Origin of the sequence: Stenotrophomonas terrae (genome assembly GCF_039674165.1) — a bacterium.
GTDB classification, from domain to species: Bacteria; Pseudomonadota; Gammaproteobacteria; order Xanthomonadales; family Xanthomonadaceae; genus Stenotrophomonas; species Stenotrophomonas terrae_A.
The window spans coordinates 54,777-69,960 of sequence record NZ_JBDJMY010000020.1 but is presented as its reverse complement, the minus strand read 5'-3'; the positions used below and the strand labels follow the sequence as shown (position 1 = coordinate 69,960).

Below are 15,184 nucleotides of genomic sequence, written 5' to 3'. Positions count from 1 at the left end.
CACGGCATCCGCTGCGGGCACCGCCGCGTTTGGCAATGGGGCCATTGCCAGTGGTGATTTCAGCACCGCGCTGGGCTATCTAAGTGCCGCGGACGGCCTGCTGAGTACGGCTGTGGGGGCCGGCGCGAATGCCTCGGCGGAGAACAGCGTGGCGCTGGGCGTGGACTCGCTGGCTGAGCGCGCCAACTCGGTGTCGGTGGGTTCAACGGGGGGCGAGCGCCAGATCACCCATGTTGCCGCCGCTACCGAGGCCACCGATGCTGTCAACAAGGCACAGCTCGATGATGTTGTTGAAGCGCTTGATGTAGTAGCCGAAGGTGCAGCCAAGACCGCTCGCTACTTCCAGGCGGACGGCGCCAATGATGGTAGTGATGATGCGCAAGCCAGTGGTATCGGCGCCACTGCGATGGGTGCGGGATCAAAGGCAAGTGCTGCATCCAGCACTGCGGTGGGTAGTGCGGCAGTAGCCTCCGCGCTCAACAGCGTAGCGCTGGGTGGCGGTTCAGTGGCCGATCGCGACAACGCGGTTTCGGTTGGCAGCGTCGGCGCGGAGCGGCAGATCACCAATGTTGCGGCGGGTACTACGGGCACCGATGCGGTCAACATGGATCAGCTCGCTGGCGTGGCTGAGGCCGAACAACACACCAGTCGTTACTTCGCGGCCAATGGTGCCGACGACGGCAATGACGATGCGCAGGCAAGCGGCATCGGCGCGACTGCTGCAGGCGTCGGTTCGATTGCCAGTGGCGCCGAGAGTGCGGCGGTGGGCAGCTACAACGTCGCCGCTGGCGACTACAGCAGTGCTCTGGGTTATGTGAACTCGGCTTCCGGGATCAACAGCACTGCCGCAGGCAACTTCAACCAGGTCAATGGAGACGACAGCAGCGCGTTCGGTTTTGCCAACTTCGTTGATGGCAACAGCGCGACGGCCATCGGCAGCAACAGCTTCGCCGGTGGTGACGAGAGTTTTGCGGCAGGCCAGGGTGCCATCGCCGATGGTTACGCGACGGTGGCAATGGGCAGTGCCAGTGAATCCTCTGGCGAGCGTTCGATTGCGATAGGTGCAGGTGCGGCAGCACGCGGTCAGGACGCACTGGCACTGGGTTCGCAAAGCACGGCTTCGGGCAGTGGCTCGGTAGCATTGGGTCCGCAGGCGCAGGCCAGCGCGGATGCCGCTGCTGCGATGGGTGGCAGTGCTCAGGCCAGTGCACAGAACAGCACCGCGCTCGGCAACTCTGCTGTTGCCTCTGCATTGAACAGCGTTGCCTTGGGTGCCGGCTCGGTGGCCGATCGCGACAACGCGGTTTCGGTTGGCAGCGTCGGCGCGGAGCGGCAGATCACCAATGTTGCCGCTGGCACTACAGGCACCGATGCAGTCAACAAATCGCAGCTGGATGCGGTGGCCGGTGTCGCGAGCACCAACAGCAAGTACTTCCAGGCCAGCGGAACAGCCGCAGCCACGGCAAGCGGCAGCAATGCCGTGGCCGCCGGGTCGGGCGCAGTCGCCAGTGCCGAGCGTACGGCCGCATTCGGTGCTGCCAGCGTCGCCAACGCGGTGGGTGCTACTGCCTTGGGTGCTGATGCCTCGGCGCGGGCCGGCAATAGTCTGGCGATGGGCCGGCAGGCGGCCACAACGGCGATCAACGGCGTGGCGATAGGTTATGCCGCCTTTGCCAGCAACGGTGCCAACAGTGTTGCCATTGGCGCGTCGGCGGGAGCGTCGGGGGCCAATTCGGTCGCTCTGGGTGCGGGCTCGCGTGCCACCGAAGCCAACGTCATCTCGGTCGGCGGCGGCAATGGCAGCAATGGCCCGGCGACGCGGCGCATCATCAACGTTGCGGCTGGGCGGATTGTTGAAAGCGGTACCGATGCGGTCAACGGCGGCCAGCTGTACAGCACCAATCAGCGTGTGGGTGCAGTGGAGACGCGGGTGAATGATATCGACGACCGCATTGGCGACGTCGAATCGGTGACCGCCAACGTTGTGAGTTATGACGATGGCGAGCGCAGCAAGGTAACGCTTGCCGGCATCCAGGGAACCCTCCTGGATAACGTGGCAGCAGGCAATATCGCCCTGGACAGCATGCAGGCGATCAACGGTGGGCAACTCTACCAATCGCTGACTTCCATCGCCGGCATCCTCGGTGGCGGGGCGGCGCTCGGCATGCAGGGTCTGTTCGTCGCACCCAGCTACATGGTGCAGGGCGCCAGCTACAGCAACGTGGGAGATGCGTTGGCTGCACTCGATACGCAGATCACCACCATCAACGCCAAGGGAGGGAATCCTGGCGGCGGCAGCGGTGGCGCCGTAGATCAAAGCGGCACGGGCGGCGTGGTGCTCGGTGACAAAGCCAAGGCCCCGGATGTGGCGGGCACCGGTATCGGTCATGGCGCCCATGCGGCCGGCCTGAATGACACCGCGCTCGGCAGCCATTCGCGCGTTGAAGCCGATGGCAGCACCGCGGTTGGTGCCAACTCCGCCGTCTCTGTCACTGCCATCAACGCGGTGGCAGTGGGAGAAGGTGCCAGCGTCAATGCTGTCGCCGGCACCGCCATCGGTCAGGGAGCGATGGTCAGTGCAGGTGCGGGCACGGCGATCGGCCAGGGTGCCAGCGTACGCGCCGAGGGTGCGGTGGCAATCGGCCAGGGTTCGGTTGCTGATCGTGCCAATACGGTGTCCGTGGGCAGCGCCGGTAATGACCGCCAGATCACCCATGTTGCCGAAGGAACTCAAGCCGCTGACGCGGTCAACAAAGCCCAGCTTGACCGTAGCGCGGCTTCGGCCAACGCCTATACCGACGGCAAATTTGGTGCGATGGCCGACAGCTTCGAAGTGCTGCGCAGCGATATGGGCAGGCGGCTGAAGAACATTGACGAGCGCATCGATCGCCAGGGCGCGATGAGTGCGGCCATGTTGAACATGGCGACCAGTGCCGCAGGCGTACGCACCGAGAACCGGGTGGGCGTGGGTGTCGGTTTCCAGGGGGGTGAGTCGGCGCTGTCGGTGGGTTACCAGCGGGCCTTTGGTCACCGCGCGACCGTCACCGTGGGCGGTGCTTTCAGCAGCGGGGACAGCTCGGTGGGTATCGGCGCGGGTTTTGGCTGGTAGGCAGGACACGGGCTCTGCTCACGGCAGGGCACGTCAACAGTAATCGATGAGGTTTACCGGAGCAGACGGCCAGCCGGTGAGCGACGGGGTTGCCTGCTCGATTTTTCTCTTTCCCTTTAGCGAGATATCCACGATGAACAAGCCGAACAGATGGACTGTTGCGATGGCGGTTGGGTTGGCGACAGCCGCAATTGCGACGCAGGTGTCGTTCGCGTCAGAGATCGGGTTGAGCGAACCGCGCGGCATCGAACCTCCGATCAAATCGATGGGAGGCGGGCAGCGGTTCGTGGTCAAGTACCGCAGCGACGCGCGTGTATTGCAGGATGCCGCTGTGCTCAATCGCAGCCTGAGCGCGGTGGTTGGGCGCGCGGGTTTGAGTCGCGCCCCGCTGGGAGCGCGTTCGGCTTCCGGCCCGGCAGTAAGCGCTGTTCTTTCGCAGCGCTCGGCCGTGCCGCGCTGGAACGTTGTTTCCGCCTCGCGGGTGTTGAACGAAACGGAGGTGGTTGGGTTTTTGCGCGAGCTGCGCGCAGACCCGGACGTGGAGTATGCGGAGGTCGAGCACATGTATCAGCACATGGCCGTCGACTCGCGTGCGGTGACGCCGAATGATCCGCTGTATGCCGCGCGCCAATGGAATTTCTTCAATCCAACCTCCGGCGTGAATGCGCCCGCCGCATGGGATATCGCACAGGGTGACGGCGTCGTGGTCGCGGTCCTTGATACGGGAATCGTGCAGGATCATCTGGACCTGCAGGCCAATGTCATGCCTGGCTACGACATGATCAGCGACCTGCGCATATCGCGTCGCGCCACCGATGCGCGCGTGCCGGGTGGTTGGGATGTCGGTGACTGGGTAGAACCCAACTATTGTGATGGCTGGGCCGGTGCCGCTGCTCCCAGGAACAGCAGCTGGCATGGCAGTCACGTGGCTGGCACCATCGCGCAGGAGACCGGCAATGGCGTGGGTTTGGCCGGATTGGCGCACAAGGCCAAGGTGATGCCGGTGCGCGTGCTGGGCTCGTGTGGCGGGACGGAGGCCGATATCGCCGATGGCATTGTCTGGGCCGTTGGCGGTGAAGTGCCGGGCTTGCCACTGAATCCAAATCCCGCAGAAGTCATCAACATGAGTCTGGGCAGTGGCAGCCACAATGCTTGCTCGCCATTGCTGCAGGCCGCAATGGACTTGGCCAACAGCAAGGGTGCCATCATCGTGGTGGCAGCAGGCAATTCGGATGACAAGGCCGCCAGCTACACCATGTCTTCGTGCAAGAACATCATCAGCGTCGGGGCGAATGGACTGAACGGTGACAGGGCGTTTTACTCAAGTTATGGCGCACGCGTGGATGTTTCCGCACCAGGTGGAAACGGAGGCGTGTTGAACAGCGGCTTCATCTGGCAGGTAATAAATGGCGGGGCTACAAGGCCCACCGCACGCTGGGTGACCGGTGGCAAGGCAGGCACCTCGATGGCGTCGCCGCACGTGGCCGCTGCGGTGGCCATGATTCAAGGCGTGGCGGCTACACCGTTGAACTGGCTGCAGATGCGCAACCTGCTGCGAGAGACCGCCAGGCCGGCGCCGGTGCTGGCGTCTGGCTCGAAGCAGAATGGTGCAGGCCTGCTCGACATCCATGCGGCCCTGCTCAAGGCATTGGTGCCGCCGTGCGATGCCAGCCAACAGACCTGTCCGCTTGCCGCCACACCGCTGTTCAGCAAGATCGTGGATGAACTGGATGGGGACAGGGGCAGCAGCCAGCTATTTCGTTTCGAAGCCAAGGCCGGCGAGGTGCTGAGCTTCATCACCTATGGCGGCAGGGGGGATGTGTCGCTGTATGCCAGCTTCAACAAGGAGCCACAGGTTGGGCAGGCAGATGCTTTTTCCACCCGGCCCGGCAACAGCGAGACGGTTCGCTTCATCGCCCCCAGTGCAGGGACTTACTACGTGAAGCTGGTAGTCGTGTCCGCTTTCACTGACGTCAGTTTGGTGGCCAGGCAGTAAACAGCCCATCGCGCGTAGTACCAAGGCCCTGGAATCCAGGGCCTTTTTTGTTGTGCCATCTATTTGACGCACTGGTGAGGCTGGCGACCATTCTGCAGCGGGTGAATCGGGCCCGTTCGCGCAACTGCCTTTGCTGCAATGCAACTGTTGCGGGCATCGCCGGGGAATTGAACCGGGCCCCTGCGAAATATTCCTGAGTACGCTGAAAAGCCCGCAGCCCAAGGCCTGTGGGATTTTTCTGTGGGCTGCTTCCATGGACGCTCAAGCGGGATCTCGTTGCCTCCAGTGAGCCCTAGGCAACTGTTTCAGAAGAAAATTTTTGCTAGATCTCATTGAATTGAGAGATTTGTGAAGTTCCTCTCAGAACTCCGCTTTTGAGCCAAAAGTTTGACGAATCATGAATCGTCGATTAAGACTCCATCCATCCCGTAGTCGCCCGACAGGTATGGAACCAGGGGGGTAGACCACGACAGGCGTGAGCCTTACGTGCCCTGCTGTACCGGGACCGGGACCACAACACCACAGGGGGATCGTTGGGCACGTACCGCTCATCGATGGCGCATTCATGCAAGGAAATAACCCGTCCACTTGAGGAGCAGCAGCGATGAACCGGATCTACCGCAAGGTATGGAACAAGGCATTGGGGCAGTTGGTGGTGGCGTCGGAGTTGGCATCGTCCAGCTCGGCCGGTGTGGTCATGGATGGACGGCATAGCGCCGGGTTACGCCTGCAGGCCTTGTCGGTTGCCGTTGCGTTGGGTCTAGGAGCAAGTACCTGGGTAAGCACAGCCCAGGCACAGTCGGTGGAAGTGGGTGGCAACGCGCAATGCCTGGTGGTTGGCAGCGCGACGCTGGTGGATTGCGCCATCGCCAACAGTGCCGAAGCGTCGGGCAACAACGCCGTTGCCATCGGTGCCGGTACGCGTGCATCTGCCGATGGCAGCGTGGCGCTGGGCGCAGGCTCGGTGGCCGATCGCGCCAACACCGTGTCGGTGGGTTCGGCCGGCAACGAACGGCAGGTCAGCAACGTCGCCGCCGGTACGGCCGGCACCGATGCAGTCAACCTGGATCAGCTCAACGCAGTTGCTGATGGCGCCACGCTGACTGCCCGTTATTTCAAGGCCAACGGCGCTGCCGATGGCAGCGATGACGCCGTGGCCAGTGGCGCCGGTGCGATGGCAGCAGGTGTTGGCTCGCAGGCAAGCGGCGTGGAGAGCACCGCGGTTGGCAACAACAACGTTGCCGCCGGTGATTACTCCAGCGCCGTCGGTTACGTGAATACCGCCAACGGCGAGAACAGCTCGGCGTTCGGCAATTTCAACCAGGTCGATGGCAGCAACAGCAGCGCCTTCGGCTCGGGCAACCTGGTCGATGGCGCCAATGCCATCGCACTGGGCAGCAACAGCATTGCCAGTGGTGATGGCAGCGTGGTGATTGGCGATGGCGCATACGCAGCGGCCGACGACGCCACGGCGGTGGGCTCGGGCAGCGTTGCCAGCGAACTGGGCAGCACGGCGCTGGGTAGCGGCGCCGATGCCTCGGGTGCGTATGCAACCGCGCAGGGCAGCCAGGCGTTCGCCGCCGGCCAGCAGGCAACGGCCAATGGCTTCCGCGCCGATGCCAGCGGTCGTGGCACCACTGCGGTGGGCAGCTACAGCGCCGCCTCCGGTGACCTGGCCTCGGCCTTCGGTTATGGCGCTGACGCCAGTGGCGACTACGGTATTGCGATGGGTCTGGGCGCTTCGGCCTCGGGCGTCAGCACCACGGCGGTGGGTGAATCCGCCATTGCCTCGGGCGAGGAATCCACTGCGGTTGGCGGCACCACCTTCGGCGGTTTCATCAGCACGGAAGCCTCCGGTACCGGCGCCTCGGCGTTCGGCAACGGCGCCTGGGCGGTGGGCGAATACGCCACCGCGATTGGTTTCAACAGCTGGGCCGATGCCGACGATTCCACCGCGCTGGGACAAAGCGCCACCGCTGCGGCCGCCAACAGTGTCGCCATCGGCGCCAATTCCTGGAACGATCGCGAAAACACCGTGTCGGTCGGTGACGTCGGCAGCGAACGGCAGATCACCAATGTCGCTGCCGGCACCGAAGACACCGATGCGGTGAACAAGGCGCAGCTGGATGCAGTGGCTACCGTTGCCGAGAACACCAGCAAGTATTTCCAGGCCACGGGCAGCGCTGACAGCGATGCTGGTGCGTATGCCGAGGGCAATGCGGCAACTGCCGCAGGCGAGGCCAGCAATGCAATTGGCGCTGGAGCGTCCGCTTACGGCAATGGTGCCAACGCACTGTCCAACGGCGCTACCGCAGTAGGCCAGAGTGCTCTGGCCACTGGCCAGAACAGCGCAGCGTTCGGCCAGAACGCCGAAGCCACCGGCCCGGCCGCTGTGGCCGTGGGTGGCAACGCGGTGGATGAGAACGGCAATGCGCTGATCACCTTCGGCGGCCAGCCGGTCACCACCGGCGCCACCAGCGCTGCAGTCGGCGGCACGGCCGTTGGTGCCAGTGCCAGTGCCGAAGGGTTTGCGGCAACGGCCGCAGGTGTGGGCGCCTTCGCCCAGGGTGCGCAGTCCTCGGCGTTTGGCGCGGTGGCCAATGCCACCGGTGACTACAGCACCTCGGTCGGCACGCAGAGTGCGGCATCCGGTACCAGCAGCGTGGCTGTTGGTGGCCCTGCCGATTTGATTCCGGGCCTCGGCTTCTTTGTCGATACGCAGGCCAGCGGCGAGGTTTCGACCGCGGTCGGTGCCGGCGCCATCGCATCGGGTGATTACTCACTCGCCTCCGGTGCCTTGAGTGAAGCCTCCGGCAGTGAAGCCACAGCCGTGGGCTACTTCGCCTACGCGCCGGGCAACAATGCCAGCGCGCTGGGCGCTGAAAGCTGGGCCAGTGGTGCCAACAGCACGGCAGTGGGCTTCTACAGCACCAGTCGCGGCGCCGACAGCACTGCACTGGGTGCAAACGCAACTGCAGCGGCGGCCAACAGCGTCGCCTTGGGTGCGGGCTCGTTCGCGGATCGTGCCAACAGCGTATCGGTAGGTGATGTAGGAGCTGAGCGGCAGATCACCAATGTCGCTGCCGGTACCGAAGGCACCGACGCGGTGAACGTGGATCAGCTCAATTCTGCTGCCGAAGGTGCGCTGCTGGCCGGGCGTTACTTCAAGGCCAATGGCGCTGCTGATGGCAGCGATGATGCGGTTGCCAGTGGCGATGGCGCCACGGCTGCCGGCGTAGGTTCGCAGGCCAGTGGCGCGCAGAGCACGGCGGTGGGCAGCTACAACGTGGCTGCGGGTGACTACTCCAGTGCGGTGGGTTACGTGAATACCGCCAATGGAAGCAACAGCTCGGCGTTCGGCAACTTCAACCAGGTAGATGGTGAAAACAGCAGTGCATTCGGCATGGCCAACCTGGTGGATGGCGCCAATGCCATTGCATTGGGCAGCAACAGCGTAGCCAGCGGCGAAAGCACCATCGTGATCGGCAACGGTGCCAGCGCATTGGCCAGCGGTGCCGCCGCCATCGGCATGAATGCCGTGGCCAGCGGCCAGAACGCAGCGGCCTTCGGCCAGAACGCGCAGGCCATCGGCCCGGGCGCGGTGGCGGTGGGCGGCAATGCGGTGGATGAAAATGGCGACCCGCTGATCAACGTGGGCGGCGAACCGGTGCAGACCGGTGCCACCAGCGCCGGCGTCGGCGGTACCGCATTGGGTGCCAGCGCCAATGCCGAAGGCTTTGCGGCTACCGCAAGCGGTGTGGGTGCCTATGCCAAAGGCGATCAGTCCACGGCAAATGGTGCAGTAGCCAACGCACTGGGCAACTACAGCACCGCGACTGGTTCGCAGAGCTATGCCGAAGGGACCGGTACCACCGCGGTGGGCTACAACGCAGCGGCCTATGAAGACGGCAACGTCGCGGTCGGTCGTAATGCATCTGCACTGGGTGCAGGCAGCCTGGCGATCGGGGACGGTGCCGAAACCGGTTTTGGCCTCTTCGGCATCGGTGCGACCAATGCGGTGGCGATCGGCAGCGGCAGCTGGGCCTTCGGTGACGATGCGACTGCAGTGGGTGCCAACGCCTGGGCATTCGGCCAGCAGAGCACCGCGATAGGAACCGATGCGCAAGCGGGTGCCACCAACTCGGTGGCCTTGGGCGCAGGCTCGGTGGCCGGCCGCGACAACAGCGTGTCGGTAGGTGATGTGGGTGCCGAACGGCAGATCACCAATGTTGCTGCAGGCACGGAAGCCACCGATGCGGTCAACAAGGGCCAGTTGGATGAAGTGACCGGCTCGACCAAATATTTCGCCGCCACCGGCAGTGCCGACAGTGATGCGGGGGCCTATGCGGAAGGTGACAACGCCACGGCATCGGGTGAAGCCACCAATGCCATCGGTAGCGGCGCGTCCGCTTACGGCAGTGGTGCCAATGCGCTTGCCGACAACGCCACCGCGCTGGGTACCAATGCACTGGCTACCGGTGCAGGCAGCATCGCGCTGGGCTTGAATGCCAGCGCTGCCAACCCGGACAACATCGCCATCGGTACCAATGCGGCTACCGCGCAGGGTGGCATGCTTGCCATTGGTGCTGACGCCAGCGCCCAAGGCCTGTTTGCAGCGGCCATTGGTGCTGATGCGCAGGCTGCCGGGCTGGCGGCGACGGCCATCGGCAACTCGGCCTGGGCAACAGGACGTGAGTCCACCGCAGTTGGTTTTGCAGCGACTGCCGATGCCTGGCAGGCCGTTGCTGTGGGCAGCGGTGCCTACGCAACCTTCTTTGGCACCGCCGTGGGTACTTCGGCGCAGGCAGCCGAAGTGGCTACCGCCGTGGGCCAGAATGCCATTGCCGGAATAGCAGGCGCGGCCTTCGGTGTGCAGGCGCGCGCGGGCGAAAGCGGCGTGGCGGTAGGCAACAACGCCACCACCGGCCAGATGGGCGTTGCCGTGGGTACGAACTCACTGGCCGGCCAGGACTTCTACAGCCTCACCCAAGGCAACAACACCACGGCACTGGGTGCCGAAGCCTGGGCAACGGAGGATGGCGCCACAGTGGTGGGCTACAACAGTTACGCGCAGGCATTGAACGCGACGGTAGTGGGTTCCAACGCCTGGACCAGCAAGGATGCCGAGAACAGCGTAGCGCTGGGCGCGGGCTCCTTCGCTGATCGCGCCAACACTGTGTCGGTCGGCGCCGCGCAGGAATGGACGGACTCGGCGGGCGTTACCCATGCCGCCAATGATCGCCAGATCACCAATGTCGCTGCCGGTACCGAAGGCACCGATGCGGTGAATGTGGATCAGCTCAATGCCGCTGCCGAAGGCGCATTGCTGGCCGGGCGCTACTTCAAGGCCAACGGCGCCGCCGATGGCAGTGATGACGCGGTGGCAAGTGGCGACGGCGCCACGGCGGCCGGTGTCGGTTCGGAAGCGAGCGGGGCACAGAGTACGGCGGTAGGCAGTTACAACGTGGCCGCCGGCGACTACTCCAGTGCGGTGGGTTACGTAAATACCGCCAATGGCAGCAACAGTTCGGCGTTCGGCAACTTCAACCAGGTCGATGGCGAAAACAGCAGCGCGTTCGGCATGGCCAACCTGGTGGATGGCGCCAATGCCATCGCGTTGGGCAGCAATAGCGTGGCCAGCGGTGACGGCAGCGTGGTGATCGGCGATGCGGCCCTGGCCGCTGCCGATGATGCAGTTGCTGTCGGCTCGGGCAGTAGCGCCAACGGCGACAGCAGTACGGCAGTGGGTGCGGGCGCCGAAGCCTCGGGTGCATTTGCCACCGCGCAGGGCGCACAGGCAGTGGCATCCGGCCAGCAGGCGCTGGCCAACGGCTTCCGTGCCGAAGCCAGCGGCCGCGGCACCACGGCGGTAGGCAGCTACAGTGTGGCCTCCGGTGACCTCGCCTCCGCCGTGGGTTATGGCGCCGAAGCGAGCGGTGATTACGGCGTTGCAATGGGTCTGGCCGCATCGGCATCCGGCGCCAGCACCACGGCGGTCGGTGAATCGGCGATTGCATCCGGTGATGAGGCAACCGCCGTCGGTGGCACCACGTTCGGTGGCTTGATCAGCACAGAAGCTTCCGGTACCGGTGCCTCGGCATTTGGTAACGGCGCCTGGGCGCTGGGCGAATACGCAACGGCGATCGGTTTCAACAGCTGGGCGGACGCGGACGATTCCACCGCGCTGGGCCAGAGTGCGGTTGCCGCTGCTGCCAACAGCGTGGCCTTGGGTGCCAATAGCTGGGCCGATCGCGAGAACAGCGTGTCGGTGGGTGATGTCGGTGCTGAGCGTCAGATCACCAATGTTGCCGCTGGCACCGAAGGCACCGATGCGGTCAACAAGAACCAGCTGGACGAAGTGGCTGCGGTGGCCGAGACCACCAGCAAGTACTTCAAGGCCACCGGCAGTGACGACAGCGATGCCGGTGCCTATGCCGAAGGTGACAATGCCACCGCTTCCGGCGAGGCAAGCAATGCCATCGGCAACGGTTCCTCGGCGTACGGCAGCGGTGCCAACGCGATTGCTGATGGCGCAACCGCCGTCGGCATGAACGCCCTGGCCAGCGGCCAGAACGCAGCGGCCTTCGGCCAGAACGCACAGGCAATCGGCCCGGGCGCGGTGGCGGTGGGCGGCAATGCGGTGGATGAAAATGGCGATCCGCTGATCAACGTGGGCGGCGAACCGGTGCAGACCGGTGCCACCAGCGCCGGCGTCGGCGGTACCGCATTGGGTGCCAGTGCCAATGCCGAAGGCTTTGCAGCTACCGCCAGCGGTGTCGGCGCTTATGCCAAGGGCGATCAGTCCACGGCAAATGGCGCAGTAGCCAACGCACTTGGTAACTACAGCACCGCGACTGGTTCGCAGAGCTATGCCGAAGGGACCGGTACCACCGCGGTGGGCTACAACGCAGCGGCTTATGAAGACGGCAACGTCGCCGTGGGTCGCAATGCATCTGCACTGGGCGAGGGCAGCCTGGCAATCGGTGATGCAGCCGAGACCGGCTTTGGCTTCTTCGGTATCGGTGCCGCCAATGCGGTGGCGATCGGCAGCGGCAGCTGGGCCTTCGGCAACGATTCAACGGCGATAGGTGCCAATGCCTGGGCGGTCGCGCAGCAGTCCACGGCCATTGGTAGCGGTGCTGAAGCAGGCGCCGCCAATTCGGTGGCCTTGGGTGCCGGTTCGGTGGCCAGTCGCGCCAACAGCGTATCGGTGGGCGATGTCGGGGCTGAGCGCCAGATCACCAACGTCGCTGCGGGTACCGAAGGCACTGATGCGGTGAACAAGGACCAGTTGGATGAGGTAGCGGCCGTGGCGGCTGAAGGGCAGACCACCGCCAAGTACTTCAAGGCCACCGGCAGTGACGACAGCGATGCCGGTGCCTATGCCGAAGGTGACAATGCAACCGCTTCCGGTGAGGCAAGCAATGCCATCGGCAACGGTTCCTCGGCGTACGGCAGCGGTGCCAACGCGATTGCTGATGGCGCAACCGCCGTCGGCATGAACGCCCTGGCCAGCGGCCAGAACGCAGCGGCCTTCGGCCAGAACGCACAGGCCATAGGCCCGGGCGCGGTGGCAGTAGGCGGCAATGCAGTGGATGAAAATGGCGACCCGCTGATCAACGTGGGCGGTGAACCGGTGCAGACCGGCGCCACCAGCGCTGGCGTCGGCGGTACCGCGCTGGGTGCCAGCGCCAATGCCGAAGGCTTTGCATCTACCGCAAGCGGTGTAGGTGCCTATGCCAAGGGCGATCAGTCCACGGCAAATGGTGCAGTGGCCAACGCATTGGGCAACTACAGCACCGCGACGGGTTCGCAGAGCTATGCCGAAGGGGCCGGTACCACCGCAGTGGGCTACAACGCAGCGGCCTATGAAGACGGCAACGTCGCCGTGGGTCGCAATGCATCTGCACTGGGCGAGGGCAGCCTGGCAATCGGTGATGCAGCCGAGACCGGCTTTGGCTTCTTCGGTATCGGTGCCGCCAATGCGGTGGCGATCGGTAGCGGCAGCTGGGCGTTCGGTGACGATGCCACTGCAGTGGGTGCCAATGCCTGGGCATTCGGACAGCGGTCCACTGCCGTGGGCAGTGGTGCTGAAGCCGGCTCGGCCAATTCGGTGGCCTTGGGTGCAGGTTCGGTGGCCAGTCGCGCCAACAGCGTATCGGTAGGCGATGTCGGGGCGGAGCGCCAGATCACCAACGTCGCTGCGGGTACCGAAGATACCGATGCGGTCAACAAGTCGCAGCTGGATGCTGTGGCCGACGTCGCTGGCGAGACCAACAAGTACTTCCAGGCAAGCGGGGACGGTGTAGCCACGGCCAGCGGCAACAATGCGGTGGCCTCGGGTTCGGCGGCTGTTGCCAGTGCCGAGCGCAGTACCGCCTTGGGTGCGGCCAGTACCGCAAACGCGACCGGTGCGACCGCCGTGGGTGCCGATGCATCGGCTCGCGCAGCCAACAGCACCGCGCTCGGTCGGCAGACCTCGATCACTGCCACCAACGGTGTGGCGATCGGCTACGGCGCCTTCGCCAGCAATGGGATCAACAGCGTGGCCATCGGTGCCGGTGCGGGTGTATCCGGTGCCAACTCGGTGGCCTTGGGTGCTGGCTCGCGTGCGGTGGAAGCGAACGTGGTGTCGGTGGGTGGCGGCAATGGCACCAACGGGCCTGCTACCCGTCGCATCGTCAATGTGGGTGCCGGGCGTATCGCCGAAGGCAGCAGCGATGCGGTGACCGGCGGTCAGCTGCATGTCACCAACCAGCGCGTCGGTGCGGTTGAAACCCGCGTCACCGATATCGATGGCCGTATCGGCAGCATCGAAGGTGTCACTGCCAATGCGGTGACCTACGACGATGCCAGCCGTGACAGCTTGACCCTTGGCGGTGCGCAGGGGACGACCGTGGGCAATGTGGCCGCCGGTGCCATCGCCGCAGGCAGCATGCAGGCGATCAACGGTGGCCAGCTGTTCCAGTCGCTGGGCAATATGGCCAGCTTCCTTGGCGGCGGTGCAGGCATCGGCATGCAGGGGATGTTTGTCGCCCCGACCTATGTCATCCAGGGTGCCAGCTACAACAACGTGGGCGCCGCGTTGTCGGCACTGGATGGGCAGGTCACTTCCATCAACAGCCGCATCGCCAACAATGGAAACGGAAACGGCAACGGCAACGGCAACGGCAACGGCAATGGCAATGGCAATGGCAATGGCAACGGCAACGGCAATGGCCCACGCGGAGAGAGCGGTCCCGCTGTTGCCAGTACCAATGGTGTAGCCCTGGGCGATCAGGCCAAGGCCAATAATGTTGCCGGTAGCGCGGTTGGCAATGGCAGCTACGCACATGGCCCCAATGACACCGCCATCGGCAGCAATTCCCGTGTCGACGCCGACGGCAGCACGGCGGTGGGTGCCAATACGCATATCACCGCGGCAGCTACCAATGCGGTTGCAATGGGCGAAGGGGCAACGGTCAGTGTTGCCTCGGGTACGGCGATTGGCCAAGGCTCCAGCGTCACCGCAAACGGTGCGGTTGCCCTGGGCCAGGGCTCGGTGGCTGACCGTGCCAATACCGTATCGGTAGGCAGCGTGGGTGCCGAGCGCCAGATCACCAGTGTCGCTGCCGGCACACTGGCGACGGATGCGGTCAACAAGGGCCAGCTGGATAGCGGCATCACCTCGGCCAACAGCTATACCGATACCAAGTTCCGCAGCATGGCCGACAGCTTCGACGTGTTCCGCGGTGATATCGACAAGCGTCTGCGCCACGTCGATCGCCGTCTTGACCGTCAGGGCGCGATGAGTGCGGCCATGTTGAACATGGCCACCAGTGCCGCCGGCGTGCGCACCCAGAACCGGGTGGGCGTGGGTGTGGGTTACCAGGGCGGCGAATCGGCACTGTCGTTGGGCTACCAGCGGGCGATCAGTGAGCGTGCCACCGTCACCCTTGGCGGTGCATTCACCAGTGATGACAGCTCGGTGGGCGTGGGCGCCGGTTTCGGTTGGTAAGGCGATAGTCAGACGCCCCCGCCTGCTGCGGCGGGGGCGGCCAGGTTCATGGTCAGTGGCTGTGCTGCCCCCGCAGCGCACC

At 64.7% G+C, this 15,184-nt stretch carries 4 protein-coding genes; 3 read left to right on the top strand and 1 reads right to left on the bottom strand.

What is annotated here, in order from left to right; all coding sequences use genetic code 11:
• On the top strand, positions 1-3,109 hold a 3,109-nt coding region (locus ABE493_RS10975), incomplete at its 5' end, for a YadA-like family protein (RefSeq protein ID WP_346498955.1).
• A gap of 33 nt (positions 3,110-3,142) precedes the next feature.
• Here ABE493_RS10975 and ABE493_RS10970 read toward each other — a convergent pair.
• Positions 3,143-3,355 carry a hypothetical protein gene (locus ABE493_RS10970; RefSeq protein WP_346498954.1) on the bottom strand — a complete coding sequence of 71 codons (213 nt, stop codon included), beginning with the start codon at positions 3,353-3,355 and terminating at the stop codon, positions 3,143-3,145.
• Here ABE493_RS10970 and ABE493_RS10965 point away from each other — a divergent pair.
• The gene (locus tag ABE493_RS10965) at positions 3,336-5,105 is read left to right on the top strand and encodes a S8 family serine peptidase (protein ID WP_346498953.1); all 1,770 of its coding nucleotides are present in this window, start codon (positions 3,336-3,338) and stop codon (positions 5,103-5,105) included. The two genes, ABE493_RS10970 and ABE493_RS10965, sit on opposite strands and share 20 nt — an antisense overlap.
• A gap of 604 nt (positions 5,106-5,709) precedes the next feature.
• Positions 5,710-15,102, top strand: coding sequence for an ESPR-type extended signal peptide-containing protein (locus ABE493_RS10960; protein WP_346498952.1), 9,393 nt, complete (start codon positions 5,710-5,712; stop codon positions 15,100-15,102).
• Positions 15,103-15,184: the final 82 nt, after the last annotated feature.